We start from the raw sequence: 26,532 nt of genomic DNA on the forward strand, positions 1-26,532 counted from the left end.
CCGATGAACGGTGCCAAAGTGGCGCAGAAATCGGAAGGTGGAATCATGAACGACATTTCGGGCCGCATCCTGACGGCGGATGGCTGGGTTGACGGGCGCGTGACGTGGCAAGACGACCGTGTCGCCGCGATCATCCCCGAAGATGTGCCCGCCGACGCCCCCTACATCCTGCCCGGCTTTGTAGATCTGCACTGCCACGGCGGCGGCGGTGCCGATCTGATGGAAGGCGGCGATGCAGCTGCCAAAATCGCAGCGCTGCACGCCCGTTTCGGTACGACCGCGATGTTGGCCACCACCATGACAGACACCGTTCCCGCAATCACCCGCGCGATGCGCGATGCGGGCGCTGTGATGGCCGCTCAAGCGCCCGATCAGGCCGCGATTCTGGGCGTTCACCTTGAGGGGCCGTTTATTGACCGCACCCGTCTTGGGGCGCAGCCGGATGCCGCAATCCCCGCCTCAATCCCGCTGGTCGACGACTTCAACGCGCTGGCCCCGATCCGCGTCGTGACCATGGCCCCCGAGGCTGACCCCGAGGGCGAGGTGACCCGTTATTTGGATGGCAAGGGTATCCGCGTGCAGATCGGCCATTCGTCTTGCGATTATGAAACCGCGGCGCTGGCCTTTGAATCGGGCCGCCACGGTGTCACGCATATGTTCAACGCCATGACACCGCTGCACCACCGCGCCCCCGGTATCGTTGGGGCCGCGCTGGCCCATGCCGAACACGCCGAGGTCATCCCCGATTTGCTGCACGTCCACCCCGGTGCAATCCGCGTGGCGCTGCGGGCGATTCCGAATGTCTATGCGGTGACAGATTCTTGCGCGGCCACAGGCATGCCCGATGGCGACTATCGCCTTGGCACCCAGCCTGTCCGCCGCTGCGGCAATGGCGTGCGCTTGGCCGACGGCACTTTGGCGGGCTCGTGCCTGACGCTGCTCGAGGCATTCCAGAACTTCGTGAAGATCGGCCTGTCGATCGAGGAGGCCTCGGCCCGCACATCAACCATCGCGGCGGATTACATCGGCGTTTGGGATCGCGGCCGGATCGCGGTCGGGTCGATTGCCGACATGGTGGTGCTGTCGCAGGCCGATTTCAGCCTGCAGCAGGTGGTCTTACGTGGGCGGGTGCGCGAAGGGGCGAACCCCTAAGCCACCATCGCCTCGGCTTTCGACAGATCGACGCTGACCAACTGGCTGACACCTTGTTCAGCCATGGTCACGCCGAACAGGCGGTGCATGCGCGCCATGGTTACAGCGTGGTGCGTGATGACCAAGAACCGCGTGTTGGTGCGGCGTGTCATCTCGTCCATCAGGTCGCAAAAACGGTTGACGTTGTGGTCGTCCAGTGGGGCGTCCACTTCGTCCAGCACGCAGATCGGGGCGGGGTTGGCCAAGAACACCGCAAAGATCAGCGCCAGCGCGGTCAGCGTTTGCTCGCCCCCCGACAGCAGCGACAGGGTCGACAGCTTTTTGCCGGGCGGCTGGCACATGATCTCCAAACCAGCCTCTAGCGGGTCGTCGCTTTCGACCATGACCAGGCGGGCCTCGCCGCCGCCGAACAGATGCGTGAACAGCATGGCGAAGTTTTCGTTCACTTGGTCGTAGGCGGCCAGCAAACGCTCGCGTCCCTCGCGGTTGAGGTTGCCGATCGCGCCGCGCAGCGCGCGGATGGCGCTCTCCAGATCGGTCTTTTCATTCAGCAGCGTCGTCTGTTCGTCCGAAAGCTGCTTGGCGTCTTCCTCGGCGCGCAGGTTCACCGCGCCCATTTGTTCGCGGGCCCGTTTCAGGTTGCCGACCTCTTCCTCCAGCGCGGGGATGGTCGGCAGCTCCTCGGGGTCGCCGACGGCCTCGCGCAGGGCATCGGGGGATAGGTTCAGGATCTCGCCGATCCGTTCTTCGACCTGCGCTTGGGTAGCCTTGGTGCCGTCCAAATGGGCCTCGGCGCGGGCGCGGGCCTCGCGCGCTTCGGATGCGATGCGCTCGACCTCGCGCTCGGCCAGCATGGCCTCGCGCAGGCGGGTTTCGGCAGCGGCGACAGCCTCGGCGGCGGCGGCGCGGCGCAGGTCGGCGCTGGCGATGGCGGTCAGCGTATCCTCGCGCTTGGCCGTAATGGCGGCGGGGCGGCTTTCGGCACGGGTCAGATCGCTGGTCAGGCCCGCCTCGCGGCTTTCCAACTCGCGCATGCGCTGGGCGGCGCTGGCAAGGCGGGTTTCCCACGATGTCATTTCGCGCAGAATGTCTTGCGCGCGACGGGTGCGGGTTTCGGCGGCGCGGCGCAGGTCATCGGCAGCGGTGCGGCGGGTCATCATGGTGATGCGCGCGGCATCGACGGCGGCTTTCACCTCGGCCACCTCGGTGCGGGCAGCGGACAAGTCGGGCAGGGCGGCCATTTCAGCCTCGGCCACTTGCAACGCGGCGCGTGCGGTTTGCAGATCGGCGGCTAGGCGGCGCTGACTATTGGCCGACCCGTCACGTTTCGATGCGGCGATATTGCGGTCGGCCTCGGTGCGGGAATGGGTGCGGTTCGCGTCGGCCAGCGCGCGGTCGGCGGCGCGGCCTGCGTCGCGTGCGGCGGTTTCTTGCGTTGCAGCGGCCTTCAACGCGGCGGCAGCGATGTCATGGGCGCTGATCGCGGCGGCGGCCTCGGCTTCGGCCTCGGCCAGCTCGGCTTTCAGCTGCGCCAGTCGGTTCATCTGTTCCAGCCGCATCGCGGCAGCCGAGGGCGCATCGCCCGCCGCCACGCGGTACCCATCCCAGCGCCACAAATCCCCCTCGCGCGAGACGAGGCGTTGCCCCGGGCGCAGCAGCGCTTGCAGGCGGGCGCCGTCGGCGGCATCGACAAGGCCGACCTGCGGCAACAGGCGGTCCAACACATCGGGCGCGCCGATCGCGTCGCCTAGCGGGGTCGCCCCATCCGGCAAGGCGGGGGCATCGCTGTAGGCGGGCAAGGCGACCCAGCCGGTCGCATCCGCAGCTGTGACAACAGGTGCGCTTAGGTCATCGGCCAGCGCTGCGCCGATGGCCTTTTCCAGCCCCGCCGCGACCGACAGCTGATCGAGGAGTTGTGCACCCTTGGTCTGGCTTTTGGCCAGCAGGCCGGTCAGCCCGCGCACTTCGGACGCCAGGGCATTGCGGCGGCCCTCGGCGTCGGCGCGGGTCGCGCGGGCGGTGGTGGCAGCCGCCTCGGCGGTGGCGCGCGCGGTTGTTGCGGCTTCCAGCGCGGCGTCGGTTGTGGCGATTGCGGCGCTCGCCTCGCTTAGGCGGGCCTCGGCGGCGGCGAAGGCGGCGACGGCGGCGGTGTGGGCGGTTTCGGCGCTGGCCAATGCAGCGGCGATGCGCTGCGCCTCGGCCTCGGCCTTGTCGACCGCGCGGCGGGCGTCTTGCAACTGCCGTTCGACCGACTGGTGGCGCGCGGCCAAGCTTGCGGTGCTTTCCGTCCGTTCGGCCAAGGCCGATTCGCGGGCTTCCAATATGGTGCTGGCTTCGGACAGGGCGGCGCTGGCGGCAGCGATGGCCTCGTCTTGGTCGCCCTGCGCCTCCATCAGTGTGTCGCGTTCGGTTTCCAGCGCGGCCAAGGTCTGCAGGGCATCGCCGTTCAGCGCATTCTCGCGAGCGCGGTCGTCTTGTACTTGTTGCAGCGCCTCGCGCGTGTGGGCAATGGTGGTCTGGGCGCGCATCAGCTCGGCGGCGAGGCCGTCTCGCTCGGCCTCCAGCTTGGCCATGATGGCCTTGGCGATCGATTCTTCTTCGCGCAGGGGCGGCAGGGCGGCGTCGAAACCCGCGCGCACGGCGGCGCTTTTCTCGGCCTCGGCACCGGCCAGATTGGCGGCTTGGTTGGCAGCGTTCAGCGCGGCCTCGGCCTCGCGGTGGGCGGTATCGGCCGCGCTCCAACGCAGCCACAGCAGCAGGCTTTCGGCGGCGCGCAGGGCAAGGCCGACCTCGCGGTAGCGCTGTGCCGCCTTTGCCTGCCGGCTAAGCGTTGCCAATTGTTGGCCCAAGCCGTCGATCACATCATCGACGCGCGTCAGGTTTTGCTCGGCACCCTTCAGCTTCAGCTCGGCTTCGTGGCGGCGCTGATAGAGGCCCGAGATACCGGCGGCCTCCTCCAGAATGCGGCGGCGGGCGGTGGGCTTGGCATTGATCAGTTCGGAAATCTGGCCCTGCCGCACCAGCGCGGGCGAATGTGCGCCGGTTGATGCATCGGCGAACAGCATCTGCACATCGCGCGCGCGCACGTCTTTGCCGTTGATGCGATAGGCGCTGCCAGCGTCGCGGGTAATGCGGCGGATCACTTCCAACTGGTCGGTGTCGTTGAAACTGGCGGGGGCTAGGCGATCCTCATTCTCGATCAGCAGGGCGACTTCGGCATGCGCGCGGGCGGGCCGGCTAGAGGCACCGGCGAAGATCACATCCTCCATCCCGCCGCCGCGCATGGCCGAGGGGCGCGTCTCGCCCATGACCCAGCGCAATGCTTCCAGCAGATTCGACTTGCCGCAGCCGTTTGGCCCCACCACCCCCGTCAGACCGGGTTGGATGACAAGCTCGGTCTGATCGACAAAGCTTTTAAAGCCATTGAGGCGCAGGCGGCTGAACTGCATTGACGCTTCCTTTATGACCGGAGAAAAGAACGTGTCCGGAACCCATGCTTTGGCTGTCCGCGGCATCGAAAGTCAAGGGAGAGCCCCAAATGATTGCCATTTCCATCCGTAAGGGCGACCCGCTATCGGCCGATGGCCGCCGGTTGCTAGAGGCCAGCCAGGCCTATTTGCGCAGCCTCTACCCGCCCGAGGACAACTATTTCCTGTCAATCGAGGCGCTGGCCGACCCGTCGATCACATTCCTGATCGCCTATGACGACACCGCCGCGCTGGGCTGCGTCGCACTGGCCGACAAGGGCGAATACGGCGAGGTCAAATCGCTGTGGGTCGACCCCAATACGCGCGGCAAAAGCGTCGGCGCCGCCTTGATGGAGACGCTCGAAGGCCGCGCCCGCGCGCGCAAGCTGAAGATGCTGAAGCTGGAAACCGGCGATACGCTGCACGCGGCGCACCGGCTGTACAAGCGCGTGGGCTATACCATTTGCGGGCCGTTCGGGGATTACCGCGAAGGCCCGCATTCGGTGTTCATGGAAAAAGCGCTGGCTTAATCGGCCTGCTTGTTCTTCTCGGCCGCAGCTTTCATGCGGGCGAGAAGTTCGGCCTTGGTTTCCTTGGCGCCGAAGGGTTTGGCTTTGCCGCCAAACTGGTTGTGTTCTTGGTGGCGGGGCTGCCCTTTGGGGGTATTGCCGCTGTATTGTTTCGAATAATCGGGCATGGTTACACTCGGTGATAGGGGGTGCCGGCCAGAATGGCGGCAGCCCGGTAAAGCTGTTCGGTCAGCATGACACGCACCAACATATGCGGCCACACCATCTTGCCAAACGACACAGACATCTGCGCCTGTGCCCGAAGGCTGGGGTCGATCCCGTCGGCCCCGCCGATGACAAAGCAGACATCGCGGGCCGCGTCGCGGTAGGTGGCCAGACGGGTCGCAAAATCGGGCGATGACATCACCTCGCCGCGTTCGTCCAGCGTGATTAGAACCGAACCGGCGGGGATGGCGCGCAACAGCAAAGCTGCCTCGGCTGCCATGCCACCGCTTTTTTTGTCTTCAACTTCGACCAGATTTGCGGGGCCTAGGCCAAGCGCGCGACCAGTGCGGTCGAATCGGGTCATGTAGTCGTCGATCAGCGCCTTTTCAGGGCCGCTCCGCAGGCGGCCCACGGCGGCGATGGTTACCCGCATCTTAGCGGAACTTTTCGGGCCCCGGGGCTGCGGGCATCCACATTTTCTCCAGCTGGTAGAACTCGCGGACTTCGGGGCGGAAGATATGAACGATGATATCGCCCGTATCGATCAGCACCCAGTCAGCAGCCTCGCGGCCTTCCATTTTGCACAGTACCGCAAAGTCTTGCTTTAGACGATCTGCCATTTTCTCTGCGATAGCAGCGACTTGGCGGGTCGATCGGCCCGATGCGATCACCATGTAATCACCCATCGAAGACCGACCGCGCAGGTCGATCTGCACGATTTCTTCGGCTTTGTCGTCTTCCAGCGATTCCAGCACAGCGGCCAGAAGCTGGTCGGATGTGTAGGTCTTGTCGGCGGCGTTCTCGGTCATTTCGGGCGCGCTCATTGCTGCACCATCCGTGCGGTGCAGTGCGTGTATGTCGTCGTCGGGCGCGCAGGGCGGGAAATCAGGGTCATTGTCCTCTCGGGCGGCACGCTGGAATGGCCCCAGCGCGGGCGTTTCAAACCATATAGCAGCAGGTGGGCGGAATCTCAATGGATGCTGACCGACTGGATTCGTCTGCGCAATTATCGAAAAGAAGAATGCCCCTTGAAGGAAGATTTGAAAAGGGGTAGCCATGACCCCATGCAAGGGTTCGTTTACTTCGATATTCATGACCGGGCGCGCCTTCCAGGGCGTTTCTTCGGTGTGACCCAATCGGTCCTCGCGCGACTTTGATCGCGCGGGTGGGCTGTTGCTGCACAGCCCGCCCCATGCGCCTTTCCATCTTTTGAAAGCCCATTCGCGCCAGATCGCTCTGGCGTAGCCTAGCAATGCAAGAGATACCTATGCCCAAGACACTGTATGATAAAATCTGGGATGCCCACGTCGCGCACGAAGCGGAAGATGGCACCTGCCTGCTGTATATCGACCGCCATCTGGTGCACGAAGTCACCAGCCCGCAGGCGTTCGAGGGGCTGCGCATGGCGGGCCGCCCCGTGCATTCGCCCGAAAAGACCATCGCCGTACCCGACCACAACGTGCCCACCACATGGGACCGTTCCAAAGGCATCGAGAACGAAGAATCGCGGATTCAGGTCGACGCGCTGGACAAGAACGCGCGTGAATTCGGCGTGGTTTACTACCCCGTGAACGACATTCGCCAGGGCATCGTGCATATCATCGGGCCGGAGCAGGGCTGGACGCTGCCGGGCATGACCATTGTGTGTGGCGACAGCCATACTGCGACCCACGGCGCATTTGGGGCGTTGGCCCACGGCATCGGCACATCCGAGGTCGAGCACGTGCTGGCGACGCAGACGCTGATCCAGAAAAAATCGAAGAATATGAAGGTTGAGATCACCGGCAAGCTGCGCCCCGGTGTGACGGCCAAAGACATTACGCTGGCGGTGATCGGGCACACGGGCACGGCAGGCGGCACCGGCTATGTCATCGAATACTGCGGCGAGGCGATCCGCGCTCTGTCGATGGAAGGCCGCATGACCGTCTGCAACATGGCGATCGAGGGGGGCGCCCGCGCAGGCCTGATCGCGCCGGACGAGACGACCTTTGCCTATGTGAAGGGTCGTCCCCATGCGCCCTCGGGCGAGAATTGGGACAAGGCCGTCGCGTGGTGGAAGACGCTGTTCACTGACGAAGACGCTCATTTCGACAAGGTCGTGACCATTCGCGGCGAGGATATAGCCCCCGTTGTCACATGGGGCACAAGCCCCGAAGACGTCCTGCCGATCACCAGCAGCGTCCCCGCGCCCGAGGATTTCGAAGGTGGCAAGGTGGATGCCGCGCGCCGCAGCTTGGACTATATGGGTCTGCAGCCGGGGCAACGTCTGGAAGACATCAAGATCGACGCCGTGTTCATCGGCAGCTGCACCAACGGCCGGATCGAGGATCTGCGCGCTGCTGCATCTGTCCTGAAGGGCCGCAAGCTGGCGGATGGCGTGCGGGGCATGGTGGTGCCGGGCTCGGGTCTGGTGCGGTTGCAGGCCGAGGAAGAGGGGCTGGCCGATATTTTCAAAGCGGCTGGCTTTGAATGGCGTTTGGCGGGCTGTTCGATGTGTTTGGGCATGAACCCTGACCAGATGGGCCCGGGCGAGCGCTGCGCCGCCACATCGAACCGCAATTTTGAAGGGCGGATGGGGCGCGGATCACGCACGCACCTGATGTCGCCTGTTATGGCTGCCGCCGCTGCAATCACCGGTCGTCTGACCGATGTGCGTGACTTTTTGCCTGCCGAATAAGGGGAAGCCAGATGGACAAGTTTACCACCCTGACAGGTATCGCCGCGCCTATGCCGCTGGTGAATATCGATACCGACATGATCATTCCGAAGCAGTTCCTGAAAACGATCAAACGCTCGGGCTTGGGCGTGCATGCTTTTGACGAGATGCGTTTTGACGCGCAAGGCAACGAAAACCCCGATTTCGTGCTGAACAAGCCCGCCTATCGCGCATCGCAGATTATTGTGGCGGGCGATAACTTCGGCTGCGGGTCGTCGCGCGAACACGCGCCGTGGGCGCTGCTGGATTTCGGCATTCGCTGTGTGATCTCGACGAGCTTTGCCGACATCTTCTACAACAACTGCTTCAAGAACGGCATCCTGCCGATCACCCTGCCGCAAGAGCAGGTCGATATTCTGATGGCCGATGCCGAAAAAGGGGCGAATGCCCGCATGACCGTCGACCTTGAGGGGCAGGTCATCACGACGTCGGATGGGCAGGTGATTGCGTTCGAAATGGACGCTTTCCGCAAGCACTGCTTGGCCAACGGGCTGGATGACATCGGGCTGACCTTGGAAAAAGCCGACGCGATCGCCGATTACGAGGCGCGTCTGGCTGCGGATCGTCCTTGGGTCTGATGTGATGCGGCTGGCCCTGTCCCTTGCGGTGATCACTGCGGCTGGGCTGGCCCCAGCCGACACGCGCATTGCCACGTGGGATGCGGGCCTATCGCGAAACGGGCCGGGGCTGTTGCTGCGCGATATTCTGCGTGCAGATGCAGGTGTTGTGGCGGCGGCGGATCTGATTGCGACGGCGCAGCCCGATGTGCTGCTGCTGACGGGCTTTGACTATGACGCCGATGGTGCGGCGCTGGGTGCCTTTGCAGCGCTGTTGAGGGCGCGGGGGCTGGATTACCCCTTACGCTTGGCCCTGCCGACCAATGCAGGCCTGCCAACCGGTCTTGATCTGAACGGAAACGGCCGTTTGGGCGAGGCCGCTGATGCGCAGGGATGGGGTCGGTTCTATGGCGAAGGGGCGATGGCGCTGCTGTCGCGCCTGCCGTTGGCGGGGAATGTGCAGGATTACACGCCGCTGCTGTGGGCCGATGTGGCCCCGCTGCCCGATGGCTTGCCAGCAGGGGCGGCGGATGTGCTGCGCCTGTCGTCGAACGGGCATTGGGTTGTGCCGGTCGAAACCACGCGGGGGCCTGTCGATCTGTTGGTTTTCGCCGCGACGACCCCGGCTTTTAGCACCTTCAACGCGCAGCGTAACGCGGCCGAGCTGGCGCTGTGGGGCCGCTATCTGAATGACACCCCGCGCGATTTTATCGTGTTGGGAAAACCGAACCTCGACCCTGATGCGGGCGCGGGCGATCATGCGGCAATGGCGGCCTTTTTGGCCGATCCTTTGGTGCATGACCTGCGACCGGCGGGGGATAAAGGCACGGCAACTGCAGACTGGCCCGATGGGCCCGGCGCGTTGCGTGTCGATTACGTGCTACCCTCGGCCGCGCTGGCCGTGCAGGGCGCGGGCATTCTTTGGCCAGCTGAAGCCGCGCTAACCGCCCACGCCCTTGTTTACATTGATCTTGCTGAATGATTCCCGTGAAAGGAGCCTATCCGTGCCCAATCCCAGTCTGTTGATCCTTGCCGGTGACGGTATTGGCCCCGAAGTCATGGCCGAAGTGCGCAAGGTGATCGCATGGTATGCCGATCACGGTACCGCATTTGATGTGTCCGAAGATTTTGTCGGCGGCGCGGCCTATGATGGCTATGGCACGCCGCTGGCGGATGAAACGCTGGCCAAGGCGATGGCGGCTGATGCGGTGCTGCTGGGCGCTGTCGGTGGCCCGAAATACGACACGCTCGATTTCGCGCTGAAACCCGAGCGCGGCTTGCTGAAGTTGCGCAAGGAACTAGACCTTTACGCCAATCTGCGCCCCGCGCAGTGCTTTGACGCGCTGGCCGATTTCTCGTCGCTTAAGCGCGAGGTGGTCGCGGGCCTCGACATCATGATCCTGCGCGAGCTGACATCGGGGATGTATTTCGGCGAGCCGCGCGGCATCTTCACCGAGGGGAACGAGCGGGTCGGCATCAACACCCATCGCTACACCGAATCGGAAATCGCCCGTGCGGCGCGGTCGGCGTTCCAGCTGGCGCGCCAGCGCGGCAACAAGGTCTGCTCGATGGAGAAGGCCAACGTGATGGAGGCCGGCATCCTCTGGCGCGAGGTCGTGCAGAAAATCCACGACACCGAATTCCCCGATGTGCAGCTGTCGCACATGTATGCCGATAACGGCGCGATGCAGCTGGTGCGCGCGCCCAAGCAGTTCGACGTGATTCTGACCGATAACCTGTTCGGTGACATCTTGTCGGATGCCGCGGCGATGCTGACGGGCAGTTTGGGTATGTTGCCATCGGCCAGCCTTGGTGCCGCTGGCCCCAATGGCTACCCCCGCGCGATGTACGAGCCAGTCCACGGCTCGGCCCCCGATATCGCGGGGCAGGGCAAGGCGAACCCGATTGCCTGCATCCTCAGCTTCGGCATGGCACTGCGCTATTCGTTCGCACTGGGCGCGCAGGCAGATCTGCTAGAGGCGGCGGTGAACAAAGTGCTGGCCGATGGGCTGCGCACTGCCGATCTTTTGGGCCCCGAGGGTGGCACACCGATTTCGACATCGCAAATGGGTGATGCCATTATTGCGGCGCTTGACACGTTGGTTTAACACGTTCGTGAACCGGCCGGCAATTTGCTTGCCCAAGCATGCTTGGCCGGAGTGGTTTGGTGCCGCTCCGGCCTTTTAACTGACCCGAGGGTGCAATGGGTTCGAACGCAAAAGGCGCGGTATTCGCGCTGATCGCATTTGCGATTTTCTCGTTGCACGATGTTATCGTCAAAACGATGGGTGGGGTCTATCCGACGTTCCAGCTGATCTTTTTCTCGGTCATGTTCAGCTTTCCTTTGGCGCTGCTGATGCTGGTGCAAGACCCGCGCCCGGGCACGCTGAAGCCCGTACATCCGGGATGGGTTGCGCTGCGGACAGGGGCGGCATTGGTGTCGGGTGTTTCGGTATTCTATGCCTTTAAAGCCCTGCCGCTTACACAGGTGTACGCGATCATCTTTGCCACGCCCTTGTTGATTACCATTCTGTCCATTCCGTTTTTGGGTGAGCGGGTGCGTTTGCGGCGATGGCTGGCGGTTTGCGCAGGGTTGGTCGGGGTGATCGTGGTTGTGCGTCCGGGAACGGCCGAGCTGGGCTTGGGCCATGCCGCGGCACTGGTAGGGGCGTGCGCCGGTGCATTGTCTGCTATCGCGCTGCGCAAGGTCGGCGGGAAAGAGCGGCCTGTTGTGTTGCTGCTTTACCCCCTGTTCGGTAACTTTCTGGTCATGGGGGCTGCGCTGCCGTTCGTTTACCAGCCGATGCTGATCGAGCATTTAGGTCTATTTGCCGCGATGGCCTTGCTGAGCCTGTTGGGGGGCCTATTCAGCATTCAGGCCTACAAATCGGGCGAAGCCGTTGTCGTGGCCCCGATGCAGTATTCGCAGATCATCTGGGCCTCGATTTTCGGGCATTTCATCTTCCGCGAGGATATGGATCTGTGGACGACAGTGGGCACCGCGATCATTATTGGCTCCGGTATCTACATTGTCGTCCGTGAGGGGCGTAGCGATGCATCGGACAATCACCCTGTTTTGCGGACCAAGATGCGCGCGGATACCGGAACACTGTTGCGCCCTAGCGTCGCGCGGCAGTCAGTTAACCTTACGAAAAACACTGAATAGGCCCTTGCGTTTCACGCAGCACGGCGCTACCTCTCGCGCCACGGTCGGAGCGTAGCGCAGCCTGGTAGCGCACCTGCTTCGGGAGCAGGGGGTCGGAGGTTCGAATCCTCTCGCTCCGACCAGTAAATGTTTGATAAGTGGCAGATAGTTCTGCCTTTTCGGTCATAGTCCCCTAATTAAATAAAGCGCCCATGGGCGTTTTTATACTTATTTTCATGTACTTAGGGTCTAAAACTTCGCTTCCTCATAATTGCCTATGCTGTACAGGCTAATGGACGGCTATGGACGTTGACCTGTCATTCGGCAGCGTTGCACTGCATCCCCCAGCAATTTGAGATGGTAATCTTCCTTGGGCTTCGCGGTAAAAATAGGACCGTCTCTGGCGCAAGATCCACCTCGGGATAGACAAGCAAACGCTGGAGGTCCGGGCCGTCGGGATCACGGCAAGCCATATCGGCGAGGTACCAGACTTGCCCGACCTGCTCGGTCAGATCCCGCTGGACGAGGAGATTGGCCGCGCCACCACTGATGGTGCCTATGATAGTTGAGATTCGATTGCCGAATGCGTCCCGACCGGTTGATTTATATGGGCAGCTCAGTGGACCATTTGACCAGCTGCATCGGTATGTCCGTCTTGAAGTTCATCACCCCCGGCAGTTTGGACATGATCTCCATCTGGAAGCGCCGGTAGTCAGTCATGTCTCGACTTACAACGCGCAGGATGTAGTCGCAATCTCCGGCCATCAGATGACACTCAACGATTGACGATGACCTTTCAACTGCGGCGATGAAGGCGCTTACCGTCTTTGCATCCTGACCGGTCAGCCAGACGCGGACGAAGACCGACAGTCCCAAATCGACCGCTTCGGGGTTCAAGAGCGCGACGTAGCGGCTGATCACACCGCGTTCCTCAAGGATGCGGATGCGTCGCAGGCAGGGTGTGGGCGAAAGTCCAACCTCGGCCGCGATCTCGACATTGGTTTTGCGCCCGTCGCGCTGGAGCGCACGCAGGATTCGCCGGTCTGTTTCGTCGATAGTCGTGCTCATCGGGAGTTCCTCGTGGCGCATTATTCCATGTCTATCGCAAAATATGGAATATTATGCCATAATACTTGTTATGATTGGCTGTATTTGGCCGCCAATAGCGTGGCTTTGGCCATAAGATGCCTCAAAATAACCATTGAGACACGATATGGCTACGCTGGCATTTCTGGGACTTGGAATAATGGGGCTGCCTATGGCGGGCAATCTCGCACGATCGGGAGATCCGCTGTGTGTGTGGAACCGCAGTGTCGGCCGCGAGGCTGATCTGACAGCCTCGAACATCCAGTTTGCTCGTACGGCTCAGGAAGCCATGCGTTTTGGCGACATCGTCTTCCTGATGCTCGTGAACCAGCAGGCGCTCGATGCGGTAATAGAGCGCGACTCGCCGAACTTTGTCAGTAATGTTAGGGGGAGGATCATCGTGAACATGGCCTCGGTGGCGCCGGACTACTCCGAGGCGCTGGCCCGGGACATCAGCGCTGCCGGTGGGCGCTTCGTAGAGGCACCGGTTTCAGGGTCGCGGATTCCGGCAGAGTCCGCGCGGCTCGTCGGGCTTGTCGCTGGGGATCCCGACGACCTCGCGATTGTTGAACCCTATCTGCGCCAGATGTGTTCATCGCTCGTCAAGTGTGGGGCGGTAGGCGCGGGTCTTCGCATGAAGCTGGCCGTTAACCTGCACCTCAACGCCATGATTGCAGGTTTGGCCGAAGCTGCCCATTTCGCGGCAAGTGCGGGACTGCCGATGGAAAGTCTTGCCGAGGCACTTGCTGCTGGCCCACTCGACTGCGATCTGACCCGGATCAAGATGGGCAAGGTGATCGTTGAAGACTTCTCTCCTCAAGCCGCGTTGAGCGATGCCCGGGCTAGCACTAGCCTGATCCGCGACGAGGCGCTGCGCCTTGGTGCGGCGGTGCCGATGTTGGAGGCGGCGCATGAGCTTTACGGCGAAGCTCTGGGGCTCAACAGTGAACGCACCGACATGATTGCCGTCCTTCATGCCATCGAGGCGCGTAGCACTCGATTGTTCCGACCCTCCAGATCCGAGGCTTCCTTATGAACATTCAAGCTCTTACCGCTTCGCATCTCGCGCCATGGCCTGCGCAGACGAATGAACTGATCAGCCGCAACATCGAAGCGGCCCGCATTCCGGGATTGATCAACCTCGCGATTGGTCTGGCCCAACAACCAATGCTGCAAGGGCAATCGACAGAATGCCAAGGCCAGTCTGGAGCGGAAAAAGCCTCTACACAAGCTGGAACCTCTGGCTGATCGCCTATTCAAGGCCGATCACTGCGGCAAAGGCGACCATCGCTGCGGTCATAGGCGGTTTCCCGCGGTGGTCGGGGTCTTTGCCTTCCCATGCGTTGCCGTCGAACCGCGCGATGGTTGCCGCCAGCGCCGCGGGCATCTTGCTGACGAGGTCGGCGGGGTTTGATGCCTTGAAGCCGATACCCGTGCCATACCACGATTTTGGCAGATCCTGCCCCGGCTTAATCGATCAGGCAAGCAGATAGCTGTCGAGGTTTTTCTGGTCGACGATGATGCCGCCAGGGGGGCAAAAGTTTGGCCAGTAACATGGCAGGGTAGTCGCCATCGTTCGACTTGATCTCAGGGGACCACCAGTTTTCCGCCATCAGGCGCAGATCCGCATCGAAGGCTCGACCTGGTGTTATCGCGTCGCCGGTGTTTCCCTCGGCTCCGGAGCTGAGGTCATGGGTCGGGCCGGAGGACTGGTACTGCTGGGGCATCGGCATGTTGTGGTCATAGCCGCCCGCAGCCAGCACCACCCCGCGCCGGGCAGTCAAGCGGTAATGTTGGCTGACTGGACTTGTCTCACTTCCGTTCCGGTTTTCTACGAGCAATGCTCGCCATAAAGGAGACCAGATATGGCACCCAAGCACAGTGAAGATTTCAAGCGCGATGCGGTTGGGATCGCGACGCATAGCGGCCTGACACGGCGACAGGTGGCGTCGGACCTTGGTGTCGGGTTTTCGACCTTGGGCAAGTGGATGCGGGATTATTCGACCGATCCGACAGCGGCCGAGGACGCGGAACTACGCCGCGAGAATGAGCGCTTGCGCAAAGAGAACCGTATCCTGCGGGAGGAGAGGGAAGTACTAAAAAAGGCCGCGATCCTCTTCGCGAGCCAAAAGCAGTGAGATTTCAGTTCATTGCGGAGTATCGCGGAGATCTTTCACGCGCCCGCCTTTGCTGTCTGATGCAAGTTTCGGACCGTGGTTTACGAGCGTGGCGTCACAGGCCGCCCTCGCTGCGTCAGCGGCGCGACATGGTCCTTCTGGCCCATATTCGCGAACAGCACCGGCTCAGTCTGGGTAGCTATGGCCGCCCGCGCATGACGCAGGAATTGACCGAATTGGGCATCAGGGTGGGGCAACGCAGGGTTGCCCGGATCATGCGCGACAATGGCATCCAGGTCTTGCGAAGCCGCAAATTCAAGCGCACGACCGACAGCGACCACAGTTTCAACATCGCCCCGAACCGTCTGAACCAGGATTTCACGGCGCGGGCCCCGAACCAGAAATGGGCGGGAGATATCACCTATATTTGGACCTGCGAAGGATGGGCCTATCTCTCTGTGATCATTGATCTATATTCGAGGCGCGTAATCGGTTGGGCAATCAGCAACCGTATGAAGCAGGACTTGGCCTTGCGGGCTTTGGACATGGCAATCGCGTTACGCCGACCGCCACCGGGCTGCATTCACCGCACCGATCGCGGCGCGCAATATTGTGCGCACGCGTATCAGAAGCGCCTTCGCCGTCACGAGTTGCTGCCTTCCATGAGTGGCAAAGGAAATTGTTACGATAATTCCGCAGTCGAGAGTTTCTTCAAGTCGCTCAAGGCCGAACTCATCTGGCGAAACACGTGGCAAACACGCCGGGACGTCGAGGTCGCGGTGTTCGAATACATCAACGGATTCTACAATCCGCGCAGGCGGCATTCTTCGTTGAATGGAAAATCACCCGTGGCCTTCGAAAAGATCGCCGCATAACATCAGCAACACACCGGAACGAAAACGGTGCAAGTCCAGTCCTGCTAGACGATGGCGTCTTTCACGCGGTCGCTCTCGCGCAACAGCTCGGCCACAGCGGCGCGGCTCCAGACGGGGATGCCGGCGCTGTTCACACCGTCGAGCATACCCGCAGCAATCGCTTGGCCGCCCCCACATGACGCCGCCCAGACCTTGGAACGCGCGCTTCATCAGGTTCAGCCAGCGGTAATCGGCCCCCGTGAAGGGCGTCGGGAAGGGCGCTGAGACATCACCCGCGCGGAAGCGGTCTTTGTCGGCGGCCAACGTATTAATGTTGGAAGGTTTACTCTCGTAGGTGCGTCCCAGTGCTGCGCCGCCGGGCGTTTCGGCGTGGTAACCCGAATCGTGGCGCGCTCAAAAAAATTTCAGATGGGTCATGCGTCCCTGCACGGCGATGGCAGCGGGGCCGCGGTCCAAGAATACGTAATGGGCTGGTGGCGATGCGTTGCCGACCAGTGCGTCCAGATAGGTGCTCCGTGGCCTCGGGCTGCCTGACTGTACGCTGGGTATTCATTGGCGATTTTGGGCCATAGCTTGCCGTAATTGATTAAATATCTTTAATGCATATTAGTGTAATGCTATGGGTGCTTTATGAAGCAACTCACTCTACAACGCATCCAAGTTTTCTGTGCCGTCTACCAATATGGCTTGCTGAGTGTCGCGGCGCGGCAGCTGGGTATCTCGCAGCCCACGGCCAGCCGCCATCTGCGCGATTTCGAGGCCTCGCTGAAGGTGCCGCTGTTTGAACTGCGCCGTGGTAAGCTGCACCCCACACGCGAGGCGGACAAGCTTTTCGATGAAAGCAAGACCCTGTCCGACAGTCTGACACGGCTGGAGAGACACGTCAGCCGGATGAGCGACGGCAGCGAGACGCGTCTGTCTGTTGCCACGATCAGCTTGGTTGCCCACACGCACATGGCCTACGCGATGGAGGAGGTGCTCCAGCACGTGCCCGCGCTGAAGGTCTCGGTCACGATCAGCTTGGCAGAACAGCAGATCGCCCTGATCCGCGAGGAGCGGATTGATCTGGGCATTGTCGCGGGTCTACCCGAGGCGCATGGATTGGCCGCCCACCGCATCGGCTGGTTCGATCTTGTCGCCCTTGTTCCCGATGAACACCCCGCCTCCAACACCACCACACTGGCGCTGGAAACATTGGGCCCCGATTTGCCCTTCATGGCGATGGCGCCGCGCGGGCCGATCGGCGCGAAGATTCTGGATGCAATCAGCCGCCATGGCATCGTCCCCGATGATCGGGTGTCCAGCTATTCGCTGGATGCGCTGCCGCATTTGGCTCGCATGCGCGGGGCGGCGACGATTGTCGATCCATTCACCGCCAAGAACATGCCGGTGCCCGGTATGCGCGTGCTGCCGCTGCGCGAGCCGCTGTCGATTGACCTGAATGTCCTCAGCTTGGCCCCGCTGAAAGAGGCCAGTCCCCAGATGCACTTCGTCCACGCGATGGAGCGCGCGCTGGAGTTGTTCAAACCCTGATCACCCCTTGGGCATTGGGGCACCGGCCACAAAATCCCATGCGCGCCCGGGGGCTGCATCCAGCAGCTCGCGCGTTAGCGGGGCTTTCGGGGCTGTCAGTACCGTATGGGCGGGCCCGTCTTCGACAACGCGCCCGTCCTGCATGACCATGATCCGGTCGCAGATTTGCGCGGCAACGCGCAGGTCGTGCGTGATGAAAACAATAGATAGGACCGTTTCGCGGCGGATCTGGTCGAGCAGGTGCAGAATCTGCGCCTGAACGGAGACATCCAAGGCCGAGACCGCTTCGTCGGCCACCAGCACCTTTGGGCGCAGCATCAGCGCGCGCGCGATAGCGATGCGCTGGCGTTGCCCGCCCGAAAACTGGTGGGGGTAGCGCTGCAGCGCGGCGGGCGACAGGCCAACCCGCGTGATCATCGCCTCGGCCGCGGCCCGTGCGGTCGCAAGAGGGGTGCCGAAGTTCGTCGGGCCTTCGGTAAGGGCGTCGCGTATGTTCAGGCGCGGGTTCAGGGACCGGTAGGGATCTTGGAAAACCATTTGCAGATCGCGCCGCGCGTCGCGCAGGGGGCTGATGTCGCGCCCCGCGATGCGGACTTGGCCTTGGTCGGGGCGTTCCAGCCCCATAATGCAGCGGGCCAGTGTCGATTTACCCGATCCAGATGGCCCGACGATGCCCAGAACCTCGCCGCTGCGGACGTGCAGGCTGATGTTCGCGACGGCCTCGGTTCGGGACACGGAGCGCAGCAAGCGGCGGGCTGTGAAGCTTTTGGAAAGCGCATTTACTTCCAGCGCCGTTGCGCTTGCGATGGGCGCACGCACGGGTGGGCGCAGGCTGGGCACGGCGGCGATCAGGTCGCGGGTATAAGGCTGCGAGGGTGCCCGCAATATGCTGTCGCGCGGCCCTGTTTCGACCACCGCGCCCGCGCGCATGACGACGACGCGGTCGGCAATATCGGCGACGACGCCAAAATCATGCGTGATGAACAGCACGGCTGTACCCTGTTGCGCCTGCAAGGCAGCAATCAGCGACAGGATTTGCCGCTGCGTGCCGACATCCAGCGCGGTGGTCGGCTCGTCTGCAATCAGCAGGCGCGGGCGCAAAATCAGCGCCATGCAGATCATCACGCGCTGCAACTGTCCGCCCGACAGTTGGTGGGGATAGGCGGCGTAAATGCGCGGCGGGTCGGGCAGTTGCGCGGCGGCCAGCATGTCCATGACGCGCGCCTTGCGGGTGCGGGGCGGCAGGGGGGTATGCAGGCGCAGAACTTCGTCTATCTGGGCGCCGATGCGCGCGGCGGGGTTCAGGGCGCTCATCGGTTCTTGGAAGATCATCGACATGCGCGCAGCGCGCAGGGCGCGCATCCGCGCGGGGCTGACGCGCAGCACATCCTCGCCCTCCAGCAGGATCTGGCCTGCCGTGGGGCGTAGGGCAGCCGGGTCCAGCAGCCCCATGATGGACAGCGCGGTCAGCGACTTGCCCGAACCACTTTCGCCCACAACGCAGACTGTTTCGCCCGCGCGCACGGTAAGGCTGACATCCCGCACCAATTCCGTGCGGGCCTGCGCCTGCTGCCCTATCGACAGCCCCTTGATCTGCAACACGGGCGTCTTGGTCATGCTTGCCTTATTACGGGATCGAGGCGCGCGTGCAGCGCGTTTCCCAAGCAGTTCACGCACAGCAGTGTAACGGCCAGCGCCAGCCCCGGGAACAGCACCATCCCCGGGTGCAGTTGGAAATACATGCGCCCCTGCGCCATGATATTGCCCCACGACGGGGTTTCACTTGGCAGTCCCGCGCCCAGAAAGCCGAGGGTCGCCTCGGTCAGGATGGATGCGCCGAAGATGAACGTGGCTTGCACGATCAGCGGGCCAAACGTGCTGGGCAGGATGTGGCGCAGCAAAATCCGCGGCATCGGGGTGCCGAGGGTGACGGCGGCCTCGACATAGGGTTCGGTGCTGGCTTGCAGCACGCCGCCGCGCACGAGGCGGGCGACGCGGGGCACTTCGGGGATGATAATGGCGGCGAGGACTGCCCCCAGCGTGGCCCCCGACAGCGCGGCCAGCGCAATCGCCAGCAAAACGCCGGGGATGGCCATAATGCCGTCCATCACGCGCATGAGGGTGGCGTCGATCACCCGCGCGCAGCCTGCAAGCAGCGCCACTGCCATCCCCAATACGACGCTGGCTATGGTGGCGCCTGCGCCCACGATCAACGAAACGCGGCTGCCATAAATCATGCGCGAGGCGATGTCGCGGCCGAACGCGTCGGTGCCCAGCCAGTATGTGGCGCTGGGCGGCTGCAGCCGGATTGCAGGGGCGATAGCCATGGGGTCATGCGGCGCGAGCCACGGGGCCGCCAGTGCCATCGCCACGACGGCCAACAGCGGCACCAGCGCAAACATCAGCGTGCGACCGGTCATGACTGCGTGCCCGTCATAGTGTTTGCCGCGTGCGCAGGCGCGGGGTCAGCGCCACATATAGCAGGTCAACGATCAGGTTGATGGCAATGTAGATCAGCGCAAACAGCAAGATCAGCCCTTGAATCACGGGGTAGTCGCGCGCCAGCAGGGCCTCGACCATCAATCGGCCAAGGCCGGGCAGGTTGAAGACGGATTCGGTGACCACAACGCCGGTGATCAGCGACGCGACGCCCGCGCCGACCACCGTGACGATGGGCACGGCTGCATTGCGCAGCCCGTGGCGCAGCAGCACGGTATGTTCGGGGGCGCCTTTGGCCCGTGCGGTGCGGATGTAGTCGGCGTGCAAAATGGCGATCAGGCTGCTGCGCGTCATGCGGGCGACCAGCGCGATATACGCGCCGCTGAGGGCGAGTGTCGGCAAGATCAGCCGCTGCAGGTGTGGCCAGAGGCCATCGGATAGCGGTCGGTAGCCTTGCACCGGCAGCCACCCCATGCGCAGGGCGACTAGGTAAATCAGAATATAGCCAATCACAAAGGCGGGCACCGATACCCCGATCGCGGCAATGCAGCTTACCAGCCGGTCGACAGCGCCGCCCGGTTTGTGCGCGGCGGCCACCCCCAGTGGAATGGCGACGATCAGAGTGAACAGGACCGAGGTGACCGATACCGCCAAGGTCGGGCCCATCCGGCCCGCGATCAGCGCCGTCACAGGCTGGCCCGAAATCAACGACAGCCCCAGATCACCGTGCAAAAGGGCTTGGGCCCAGACCCAGAATTGCAGTGGAAGTGGTTGGTCAAGGCCCAGCGTCTGGCGCAGTTGGTCGACTTGCTGCGCTGTTGCGTTTTCGCCCGCCAAGACTGCCGCCGGATCGCCAGGCGTCAGGCGTAGCAGCGCAAAGACGATGATCGCCGTTACCGCCACAACGGGAACTGACGCGAAGACCCGCTTTATCACGTAGCAAAGCATTGCGGCGCTATCCCCCTGTTTTCGCGACGTTCCAGAACAGGGTGACCGGCGCGGGCAGGAAGCCGCTGTAGCTGTTGCGATAGGCGGTGGGGATATGGAACTGCCCCAGCGGGGCGACGACGCCGTTGTCGATGGCAAGGCGCTGGATCTGGCGGGCAATGTCGCGCTGGGCGGCGGGGGTGACGGCGCGGGCATAAGCGGTGCGCCGGGCCTCGATTTCGGGGACATCGGGCCAGCCTGTGGTCGAGCGTAATCCGGCGGTGGCCAGATTGGGGTTGCCGAACGGGTCGCCTGATGTCGCCAGTGTGGCCGCGCTGGAGTACAGGCTCCAGCCGCCGTCTAGGGTGGGCGCCTGGTTGCGCAGCTGGCTTTGCAGGGTCTGCCAGTCCATCGTGCGCAGATCGACCGTGAAACCCGCGCGGCGCAGCGCATCGGCGATTACGATCGGCTGGGTCGCGACGATGGCAAGGTCGGTGGGCTGCAAGATGACGACGGGTGCGCCGTCGTAGCCCGCCTCGGCCAGTAGGGCGCGGGCCATGTCGATATTACCTTCGATCAGCCAGTCGCGGCCATATTCATCACCATTGGGCGTGCCGCAGCCCATGACGGCAGCGCAGGTGCTGAACAGATCGGGGTTGCCGACAGCGGCTTGCAAGATGTCGGTCTGCGACACGGCGGCCATCGCGGCGCGGCGCAGCAGCGGGTTGTCGAACGGCGGCTGCAGGTGGTTCATGCGGAAATAGGTCCATGTGCCCATCCGGTCTAGCGCATCGACGGTGATGTCGGGGTTGCCGTCCAGCAGGGGCAGCAGATCGAACGGCACCTGCTGGATGTAGTCGACCTCGTCATTGATCAGCGCGTTGACAGCTGTCATCTGGTCGGGGATGGCCTGCCATTCGACGCGGTCGACGTTGACGACCTTGCCGCCTGCGGTCCAGCTGGGGGGCTCGTCACGGGGGACATAGGCATCGTTGCGCGCATAAACGACGCGCAGGCCGGGCTGGTAGTCTTCCGTAACAAAGCGGAACGGGCCCGAGCCGGTGGTGTCGGTAATCGGCTGGCTTGCTGGCGTGTTGGCGACGCGCGCCGGCATCATGAACACGGGCCGCGAGGACAGGCGCGCCAGACCCGCCAGCAATAGGCCCGTCGGCTCGTTCAGGGTGATCTGGAATGTCTTGGCGTCGATCGCGTCGATACTGGCGATGAATTGCATCAGCGGCACGCCGGTTCCGTCGACTTCGGCCCAGCGGCGGATGGATGCGATGCAATCCTGCGCGGTGACGGGAGTGCTGTCGTGCCAAAGCAGCCCGTCGCGCAGCGTGAACGTGTAAGTTAGGTTGTCGTCCGATACCGTCCAGTCGGCCATCTGCGGGCGGATGTTGAAATCCGCATCCATGCCTAGCAGGGTATCGTAGATCATATAGCCGTGGTCGCGGGTGATGTAGCCCGTCGTCACGACCGGGTCCAGAATGCGCAGCCCCGATTGCATGACAACCCGCAGCGTCTGCGCCGCCGCCGGCCCGACTTGCAGCGCCAACAGCATGGCGAGCGCCGCAGCGCCGTATGCCACGCGGTGCGTGCAGGGAACAGATTGGGTCGTCATTTCAGAACCTCCTGAGACGCGGTGTTTTGGCGCGCTTCGTTGCCCGGTTGCAACCCCTTGCGGCGTATCGAGCGGAAAAGTCGGGGTAAAGTTCGTGCGTTTGTGGCGTGGTGCGGTGCGCGTGGTTGCTTTGTGGGCACCGGTCCGCGGGTTTATTGCGGCATCGCCCAAAACGCGCATCATACGAAAATAGCGCCTGAACTTGGCTGCAATACACGTATAATTACCGCGATATAGCGACGCGAAATTTTCCAAGATGGGCCCCATGCCGCAACAAGACCATCCAGATTTGAGGCCGCTGTCGTGGCGCACCGAACACGCTGACCGCTTCACACTTATCGTCGACGGGGCCGATTACTTCGTCGCCGTCCGCGAGGCGCTGCTGAAGGCGCAGCATTCGGTCATGCTGATCGGGTGGGACTTCGATACGCGCATCACGCTGGGCGAGGGGGGCGATGGCGGGCCGGAACGCTTGGGCGATTTCATCTTGTGGCTGGCCGATCGCACGCCGTCGCTGCAGATCAGGTTGTTGCGGTGGGATATCGGCGCACTGAAAGCGATCTTTCGGGGTGACACGATGCTGACGATTTTGCGCTGGAAGGCGCACCCGCGCATCACACTTACACTGGATGGCAAGCACCCGCCCGTCGCGTCGCACCACCAAAAGATTGTGGTGATCGACGACAGTATCGCCTTCGCAGGCGGTATCGATATGACGATGCAGCGGTGGGATACCCGCGCGCACTTGGATGACGACCCGCGCCGCAAAAGCCCTAGCGGTCGCCCGCAGGGGCCGTGGCACGACGCGACCAGCGCGTTCGACGGGCAGGCCGCGCGCGCGATTGGCGATCTGGCGCGCGCCCGCTGGCTGGCCGCCACCGGCGAGGCGCTGCAGCCCTGCGATCACGCCCACGATTGCTGGCCCGACAGTTTGCAGCCGACCTTCAGCGACATGCGCCTGGGCATCGCGCGGACAATTCCGAAGATGGACGATCAGACCCCCGTGCGCGAAATCGAGGATGCCTGGATCGACATGATCGCCCGTGCGCGAAACGTGATTTATGCCGAAAGCCAGTATTTCGCCTCGCGCCGCATTGCCCACGCCATTGCCGAGCGGTTAATCGAGGACGATCCGCCCGAGATCGTCATTATCAACCCTAAAACCGCCGATGGCTGGCTAGAGCCGATCGCCATGGACACCGCCCGCGCCAAGCTGGTCGAGGCGTTGCAAAAGATCGACCGCCATGGGCGTTTGCGGCTGTATCACCCTGTCACCGAACAGCGGCAGGACATTTACGTCCATGCCAAGGTGACGGTTATGGATGATACGATTTTGCGCGTGGGCTCATCGAATTTCAACAACCGCTCGATGCGGCTGGACACGGAATGCGACATCATTTTGGACGCGGCGACCAGCGGCAATGCGCACCTGACCGACGAAATCGCGGTGCTGCGCAATGATCTGTTGGGCGAGCATTTGGGCGTATCGGCCGATCAGGTCGCCGCGACCTTGGCGCAGACCGGCAGCCTGATCGCCACGATTGAATCGATGCGCGGCGACGGGCGCAGCTTGGTGCCTTACCAGATCCCGACCCTGTCGGCCGCCGAGGAATGGCTGGCCGAGAACGAGATCCTCGACCCGAACGGGCCCGACGAGATATTCGAAAGCCCCGCAAAGCGCGGGTTGTTTAAAGGCTGGTCGCGGCTGAAGCGCCGTTTTACGCGGCGCTGAGGCTTTTCAGGGCTGGCCGCGCCTGCGGCTTGTCATGGAAATGCTATGAAAATCTCGACCGATTCTTGACACAGAATCTCCCTAGTCAGGCCGCGCCACACGGCCTAACCGGAGTTTTCTGTCCATGTCTATTTCCCGCCTTTTGTGCGCGACCTCGTTGATTGCGACGGCGATTGCGCTGCCTGCCTCGGCCAAAACCACATTCGAATTCTGGTATGGTTTGTCGGGTGATCTGTCGAACCGCATCCAAGAGATGTGCCAGTCGTTCAACGCCGCGCAAGATGACTACGAAATCAAGTGCATCAGCCAAGACACCTATGAAAACAACCTGCAGGCCACGATCGCAGCGTTTCGTGCGAACATGCAGCCTACCATTTCGCAGATCTCGGATGGCGGCACGCTGGATCTGATGCTGTCGGGCGCTTATGTCCCCGTGCGTCAGCTGATGGAAGAAAACGGCTACGACATCGATTGGTCGGACTACTTCCCCGGCATTGCTGCCTATTATGCGACATCGCAGGGCGAGATGCTATCGATGCCGTTCAACAGCTCGACCGCGGTTATCTATTACAACACCGGCGCGCTGGCCGATGTGGGGTTCGACGGCGTGCCCGAGACATGGGAACAGGTCGAGGACGTGGCCCAGCGCATGAAGGACGCTGGCTATGAGTGCCCGATCGCGTTTGACCCCACGGGTATTTGGCAGTGGTTCGAACAGGCTGCGATGGTTGCCGATATTCCGCTGGCCAACCGCGGTAATGGTTATGAGGGGCTGGATGCCGAGCTGGTGTTCAACCGAAATGCCATGGTCGACCAAGTCGCATTCTATAAGCGCCTTTATGACAACGGGCTGATGGTGCACAAATCGCGCACCGCCGGTGAGACCGCGAACGAGGCCTTTATGCAAGGGCACTGCCAGATCTCGTCGTCATCGATCGCTGATCATGGTACCTTTAGTACCCAATCTGCAGAAGGGGTCCAGTGGACCGCTGCGATGCTGCCGATCTGGGAAGGCACAACGCGCACCAATTCTGTTGTGGGCGGGGCGTCGCTGTGGACGCTGCAGGGGAAATCGCCCGAGGAATACAAAGGCGCGGCCGCGTTTTATGCCTTTATTGCCGATCCCGAGCAGGCGCGTTGGTGGTCTACTGTGACAGGATATATTCCGGTTACAAATTCGGCCTTCCAAGCCCTGAGCGAAAGCGGTTTCTACGACGCGGCTCCGTTCAAGGGGCGGGAACTTGCGATTGCCAGTCTGACGGCAACTGCACCTACCGAAAACACACGCGGCCTGCGGCTGGGTAACTTCAACAGCATTCGCACCCAACTGGGTGAGATGATGCAGTCGGTCTTGTTCAGCGATGTGCCGGTGCAGACTGCGCTTGATGAAACGGCAGCGCGTGGAAACGAAGTTCTGCGCCGCTTTGAACGCACCTACAACGGCGTTCAGCTGCCCTGATCCATCCCGAATGAACCAGTGCCCAAGGGGGTCCCCCCTTGGGCTATTCGACTTTTCGCAACGGGGATCATGACGTATGGATCGTCGATCAACCTACAAGAACAAGTGGCTGCCGTGGCTGCTGCTGGCCCCCCAGCTAATGCTTGTTTTCGTCTTCTTTTATTGGCCGGCATCACAGGCCCTGTTTTGGGCCTTCACTCTCGAGCGGCCTTGGGGCGGCGGGAACGAGTGGGTGGGCCTCGATAATTTCAGGGCGATTTTTGCCGACCGGATCTATTGGGCGACGGTGCTGCGCAGCGCGGTATACGCCGCGGTGACGACGGCGATCTCGATGGGGGTCGCGTTGATGCTGGCGGTCTTTGCCGATCGGGTCCTGAAGGGGTCGAAGATTTTTCAATCTATTTTTGTGTGGCCCTATGCCATTGCCGCACCAGCGGCGGGCGTGGCGTTCCGCTTTATTTTTGCCCCCGAAGCGGGGCTTGTCGGGGGCGTTAACCAGCTGTGGCCGGGCCTGTGGGACCCTGCAACGAACGGGCTGCAGGCGTTGGTCATGGTGATGATTTGTCACGCTTGGCTGGGGATCGGTTATAACTTCGTCTTCTTCTTGGCCGCACTGCAAATGATCCCCCGCTCGATCAGCGAGGCGGGGGCCATGGACGGCGCGCGGCCGTGGCGGCGGATGATTGATCTACAGTTGCCGCTGATCGCGCCAACTGCATTTTTCTTGCTGATCATGAACATCATTTCCAGCTTCACGGACAGCTTCGGCCTGATCGACACCATGACCGAGGGCGGGCCCGTCGGGCAGACGCAGGTTATGGTCTACAAGCTGTATTACGACGGGTTCAAAGGCCTCGATTATTCGGGCGCTGCGGCGCAGTCGATCGTGCTGATGCTGCTGGTCATGGCGCTGACCTTTGTCCAGTTCCGCTGGGTCGAGCGGCGCGTTCATTATAACTGAGAGACAAG

At 62.5% G+C, this 26,532-nt stretch carries 25 protein-coding genes, 1 tRNA gene and 1 pseudogene; 16 read left to right on the forward strand and 11 right to left on the reverse strand.

Features of this window, described 5'->3' with window-relative positions; all coding sequences use genetic code 11:
- The first annotated feature begins 45 nt into the window (after positions 1-45).
- The gene (nagA, locus tag BVG79_RS02185) at positions 46-1,152 is read left to right on the forward strand and encodes an N-acetylglucosamine-6-phosphate deacetylase (protein WP_085787195.1); all 1,107 of its coding nucleotides are present in this window, start codon (positions 46-48) and stop codon (positions 1,150-1,152) included.
- Here nagA and smc read toward each other — a convergent pair.
- Positions 1,149-4,601, reverse strand: a complete 3,453-nt coding sequence (gene smc, locus BVG79_RS02190) for a chromosome segregation protein SMC (protein ID WP_085785450.1) — start codon at positions 4,599-4,601, stop codon at positions 1,149-1,151. The genes nagA and smc overlap by 4 nt on opposite strands.
- A gap of 89 nt (positions 4,602-4,690) precedes the next feature.
- Between smc and BVG79_RS02195 the strand changes: the two genes are divergently transcribed.
- Positions 4,691-5,149, forward strand: coding sequence for a GNAT family N-acetyltransferase (locus BVG79_RS02195; protein WP_085787196.1), 459 nt, complete (start codon positions 4,691-4,693; stop codon positions 5,147-5,149).
- Here BVG79_RS02195 and BVG79_RS13400 read toward each other — a convergent pair.
- The 3 genes from BVG79_RS13400 to rsfS are packed head-to-tail and all read right to left on the reverse strand — an operon-like array spanning position 5,146 to position 6,177.
- The gene (locus BVG79_RS13400) at positions 5,146-5,316 is read right to left on the reverse strand and encodes a hypothetical protein (protein WP_157115601.1); all 171 of its coding nucleotides are present in this window, start codon (positions 5,314-5,316) and stop codon (positions 5,146-5,148) included. The genes BVG79_RS02195 and BVG79_RS13400 overlap by 4 nt on opposite strands.
- A gap of 2 nt (positions 5,317-5,318) precedes the next feature.
- Positions 5,319-5,786 carry a 23S rRNA (pseudouridine(1915)-N(3))-methyltransferase RlmH gene (rlmH, locus tag BVG79_RS02200; RefSeq protein WP_085785451.1) on the reverse strand — a complete coding sequence of 156 codons (468 nt, stop codon included), beginning with the start codon at positions 5,784-5,786 and terminating at the stop codon, positions 5,319-5,321.
- A gap of 1 nt (position 5,787) precedes the next feature.
- Positions 5,788-6,177 carry a ribosome silencing factor gene (gene rsfS, locus BVG79_RS13620; protein ID WP_198167875.1) on the reverse strand — a complete coding sequence of 130 codons (390 nt, stop codon included), beginning with the start codon at positions 6,175-6,177 and terminating at the stop codon, positions 5,788-5,790.
- Positions 6,178-6,620: 443 nt separating this feature from the next.
- On the opposite strand from rsfS, the gene leuC reads away from it, so the two are divergent.
- The 7 genes and pseudogenes from leuC to BVG79_RS13410 form a co-directional block, all read left to right on the forward strand.
- Entirely contained in the window at positions 6,621-8,030 is a 1,410-nt protein-coding gene (gene leuC / locus BVG79_RS02215; protein WP_085785453.1) for a 3-isopropylmalate dehydratase large subunit, read from the forward strand.
- Between the two features lie 11 nt (positions 8,031-8,041).
- A complete protein-coding gene (gene leuD, locus BVG79_RS02220) occupies positions 8,042-8,647 on the forward strand; it encodes a 3-isopropylmalate dehydratase small subunit (protein WP_085785454.1) in 606 nt (201 codons plus the stop codon).
- Positions 8,648-8,651: 4 nt separating this feature from the next.
- The gene (locus BVG79_RS02225) at positions 8,652-9,608 is read left to right on the forward strand and encodes an endonuclease/exonuclease/phosphatase family protein (RefSeq protein ID WP_085785455.1); all 957 of its coding nucleotides are present in this window, start codon (positions 8,652-8,654) and stop codon (positions 9,606-9,608) included.
- Between the two features lie 22 nt (positions 9,609-9,630).
- Positions 9,631-10,734: a 3-isopropylmalate dehydrogenase gene (gene leuB, locus BVG79_RS02230; protein ID WP_085785456.1), complete on the forward strand. Its 1,104-nt coding sequence runs from the start codon at positions 9,631-9,633 to the stop codon at positions 10,732-10,734.
- Positions 10,735-10,829: 95 nt separating this feature from the next.
- Positions 10,830-11,792 (forward strand): DMT family transporter, encoded by a 963-nt coding sequence (locus BVG79_RS02235; RefSeq protein ID WP_085785457.1) that lies wholly within the window; start codon positions 10,830-10,832, stop codon positions 11,790-11,792.
- 45 nt (positions 11,793-11,837) lie between these two features.
- Positions 11,838-11,914, forward strand: a tRNA-Pro gene (locus tag BVG79_RS02240).
- Positions 11,915-12,166: 252 nt separating this feature from the next.
- Positions 12,167-12,337 (forward strand): annotated as a pseudogene (locus BVG79_RS13410) (transposase); the annotation flags it as partial.
- Between the two features lie 37 nt (positions 12,338-12,374).
- On the opposite strand, the gene BVG79_RS02245 reads toward BVG79_RS13410, so the two are convergent.
- Positions 12,375-12,839: an Lrp/AsnC family transcriptional regulator gene (locus tag BVG79_RS02245; protein ID WP_085787198.1), complete on the reverse strand. Its 465-nt coding sequence runs from the start codon at positions 12,837-12,839 to the stop codon at positions 12,375-12,377.
- A 145-nt stretch (positions 12,840-12,984) separates the two neighbouring features.
- Between BVG79_RS02245 and BVG79_RS02250 the strand changes: the two genes are divergently transcribed.
- Positions 12,985-13,893 (forward strand): NAD(P)-dependent oxidoreductase, encoded by a 909-nt coding sequence (locus tag BVG79_RS02250; RefSeq protein WP_085785458.1) that lies wholly within the window; start codon positions 12,985-12,987, stop codon positions 13,891-13,893.
- A complete protein-coding gene (locus BVG79_RS13415) occupies positions 13,890-14,105 on the forward strand; it encodes a hypothetical protein (protein WP_157115603.1) in 216 nt (71 codons plus the stop codon). Before BVG79_RS02250 ends, BVG79_RS13415 begins: the two co-directional genes overlap by 4 nt.
- A gap of 4 nt (positions 14,106-14,109) precedes the next feature.
- Here BVG79_RS13415 and BVG79_RS13805 read toward each other — a convergent pair whose 3' ends face one another.
- On the reverse strand, positions 14,110-14,244 hold the full coding sequence (locus BVG79_RS13805) for a hypothetical protein (protein ID WP_257789407.1): 135 nt from the start codon (positions 14,242-14,244) through the stop codon (positions 14,110-14,112).
- A gap of 82 nt (positions 14,245-14,326) precedes the next feature.
- The gene (locus BVG79_RS13810; RefSeq protein ID WP_157115604.1) at positions 14,327-14,779 is read right to left on the reverse strand and encodes an FAD-binding protein; all 453 of its coding nucleotides are present in this window, start codon (positions 14,777-14,779) and stop codon (positions 14,327-14,329) included.
- Here BVG79_RS13810 and BVG79_RS02255 point away from each other — a divergent pair.
- Both BVG79_RS02255 and BVG79_RS02260 read left to right on the forward strand, forming a co-directional pair.
- A protein-coding gene (locus BVG79_RS02255) for an IS3 family transposase (RefSeq protein WP_418268927.1) occupies positions 14,723-15,849 on the forward strand; the annotation gives its coding sequence in 2 pieces (ribosomal slippage) (positions 14,723-14,984 and positions 14,984-15,849; 1,128 coding nt in all). The two genes, BVG79_RS13810 and BVG79_RS02255, sit on opposite strands and share 57 nt — an antisense overlap.
- Positions 15,850-16,479: 630 nt before the next feature.
- The gene (locus BVG79_RS02260) at positions 16,480-17,382 is read left to right on the forward strand and encodes a LysR family transcriptional regulator (RefSeq protein WP_085785459.1); all 903 of its coding nucleotides are present in this window, start codon (positions 16,480-16,482) and stop codon (positions 17,380-17,382) included.
- Here the strand turns inward: BVG79_RS02260 and BVG79_RS02265 are convergent, their stop codons facing one another.
- From BVG79_RS02265 to BVG79_RS02280, 4 genes are read right to left on the reverse strand one after another with little or no spacing between them, the layout of a single operon-like run.
- Positions 17,383-18,999, reverse strand: coding sequence for a dipeptide ABC transporter ATP-binding protein (locus BVG79_RS02265; RefSeq protein WP_085785460.1), 1,617 nt, complete (start codon positions 18,997-18,999; stop codon positions 17,383-17,385). It lies immediately after the preceding gene.
- The gene (locus tag BVG79_RS02270; RefSeq protein ID WP_085785461.1) at positions 18,996-19,802 is read right to left on the reverse strand and encodes an ABC transporter permease; all 807 of its coding nucleotides are present in this window, start codon (positions 19,800-19,802) and stop codon (positions 18,996-18,998) included. Before BVG79_RS02270 ends, BVG79_RS02265 begins: the two co-directional genes overlap by 4 nt.
- Positions 19,803-19,815: 13 nt before the next feature.
- On the reverse strand, positions 19,816-20,757 hold the full coding sequence (locus tag BVG79_RS02275) for an ABC transporter permease (protein ID WP_335617555.1): 942 nt from the start codon (positions 20,755-20,757) through the stop codon (positions 19,816-19,818).
- A gap of 19 nt (positions 20,758-20,776) precedes the next feature.
- Positions 20,777-22,372 (reverse strand): ABC transporter substrate-binding protein, encoded by a 1,596-nt coding sequence (locus BVG79_RS02280; protein WP_157115606.1) that lies wholly within the window; start codon positions 22,370-22,372, stop codon positions 20,777-20,779.
- Between the two features lie 265 nt (positions 22,373-22,637).
- On the opposite strand from BVG79_RS02280, the gene BVG79_RS02285 reads away from it, so the two are divergent.
- The 3 genes from BVG79_RS02285 (at position 22,638) to BVG79_RS02295 (ending at position 26,524) form a co-directional block, all read left to right on the forward strand.
- On the forward strand, positions 22,638-24,104 hold the full coding sequence (locus BVG79_RS02285; protein WP_085787200.1) for a phospholipase D-like domain-containing protein: 1,467 nt from the start codon (positions 22,638-22,640) through the stop codon (positions 24,102-24,104).
- Positions 24,105-24,228: 124 nt separating this feature from the next.
- A complete protein-coding gene (locus tag BVG79_RS02290; protein ID WP_085785463.1) occupies positions 24,229-25,563 on the forward strand; it encodes an extracellular solute-binding protein in 1,335 nt (444 codons plus the stop codon).
- 76 nt (positions 25,564-25,639) lie between these two features.
- Positions 25,640-26,524, forward strand: a complete 885-nt coding sequence (locus BVG79_RS02295; RefSeq protein WP_085785464.1) for an ABC transporter permease subunit — start codon at positions 25,640-25,642, stop codon at positions 26,522-26,524.
- Positions 26,525-26,532 lie beyond the last annotated feature (8 nt).

Source organism: Ketogulonicigenium robustum, from assembly GCF_002117445.1.
GTDB lineage: Bacteria > Pseudomonadota > Alphaproteobacteria > Rhodobacterales > Rhodobacteraceae > Ketogulonicigenium > Ketogulonicigenium robustum.

What these genes read in the sequence shown, in the direction of transcription:
- nagA (WP_085787195.1), top strand. Translation starts at nt 46, where the DNA reads ATGAACGACATTTCGGGCCGCATCCTGACGGCGGATGGCTGGGTTGAC.
- smc (WP_085785450.1), bottom strand. Translation starts at nt 4,601, where the DNA reads ATGCAGTTCAGCCGCCTGCGCCTCAATGGCTTTAAAAGCTTTGTCGAT.
- BVG79_RS02195 (WP_085787196.1), top strand. Translation starts at nt 4,691, where the DNA reads ATGATTGCCATTTCCATCCGTAAGGGCGACCCGCTATCGGCCGATGGC.
- BVG79_RS13400 (WP_157115601.1), bottom strand. Translation starts at nt 5,316, where the DNA reads ATGCCCGATTATTCGAAACAATACAGCGGCAATACCCCCAAAGGGCAG.
- rlmH (WP_085785451.1), bottom strand. Translation starts at nt 5,786, where the DNA reads ATGCGGGTAACCATCGCCGCCGTGGGCCGCCTGCGGAGCGGCCCTGAA.
- rsfS (WP_198167875.1), bottom strand. Translation starts at nt 6,177, where the DNA reads ATGAGCGCGCCCGAAATGACCGAGAACGCCGCCGACAAGACCTACACA.
- leuC (WP_085785453.1), top strand. Translation starts at nt 6,621, where the DNA reads ATGCCCAAGACACTGTATGATAAAATCTGGGATGCCCACGTCGCGCAC.
- leuD (WP_085785454.1), top strand. Translation starts at nt 8,042, where the DNA reads ATGGACAAGTTTACCACCCTGACAGGTATCGCCGCGCCTATGCCGCTG.
- BVG79_RS02225 (WP_085785455.1), top strand. Translation starts at nt 8,652, where the DNA reads ATGCGGCTGGCCCTGTCCCTTGCGGTGATCACTGCGGCTGGGCTGGCC.
- BVG79_RS02235 (WP_085785457.1), top strand. Translation starts at nt 10,830, where the DNA reads ATGGGTTCGAACGCAAAAGGCGCGGTATTCGCGCTGATCGCATTTGCG.
- BVG79_RS02245 (WP_085787198.1), bottom strand. Translation starts at nt 12,839, where the DNA reads ATGAGCACGACTATCGACGAAACAGACCGGCGAATCCTGCGTGCGCTC.
- BVG79_RS02250 (WP_085785458.1), top strand. Translation starts at nt 12,985, where the DNA reads ATGGCTACGCTGGCATTTCTGGGACTTGGAATAATGGGGCTGCCTATG.
- BVG79_RS13415 (WP_157115603.1), top strand. Translation starts at nt 13,890, where the DNA reads ATGAACATTCAAGCTCTTACCGCTTCGCATCTCGCGCCATGGCCTGCG.
- BVG79_RS13805 (WP_257789407.1), bottom strand. Translation starts at nt 14,244, where the DNA reads ATGCCCGCGGCGCTGGCGGCAACCATCGCGCGGTTCGACGGCAACGCA.
- BVG79_RS13810 (WP_157115604.1), bottom strand. Translation starts at nt 14,779, where the DNA reads ATGCGTCGCGATCCCAACCGCATCGCGCTTGAAATCTTCACTGTGCTT.
- BVG79_RS02260 (WP_085785459.1), top strand. Translation starts at nt 16,480, where the DNA reads ATGAAGCAACTCACTCTACAACGCATCCAAGTTTTCTGTGCCGTCTAC.
- BVG79_RS02265 (WP_085785460.1), bottom strand. Translation starts at nt 18,999, where the DNA reads ATGACCAAGACGCCCGTGTTGCAGATCAAGGGGCTGTCGATAGGGCAG.
- BVG79_RS02270 (WP_085785461.1), bottom strand. Translation starts at nt 19,802, where the DNA reads ATGACCGGTCGCACGCTGATGTTTGCGCTGGTGCCGCTGTTGGCCGTC.
- BVG79_RS02280 (WP_157115606.1), bottom strand. Translation starts at nt 22,372, where the DNA reads ATGACGACCCAATCTGTTCCCTGCACGCACCGCGTGGCATACGGCGCT.
- BVG79_RS02285 (WP_085787200.1), top strand. Translation starts at nt 22,638, where the DNA reads ATGCCGCAACAAGACCATCCAGATTTGAGGCCGCTGTCGTGGCGCACC.
- BVG79_RS02290 (WP_085785463.1), top strand. Translation starts at nt 24,229, where the DNA reads ATGTCTATTTCCCGCCTTTTGTGCGCGACCTCGTTGATTGCGACGGCG.
- BVG79_RS02295 (WP_085785464.1), top strand. Translation starts at nt 25,640, where the DNA reads ATGGATCGTCGATCAACCTACAAGAACAAGTGGCTGCCGTGGCTGCTG.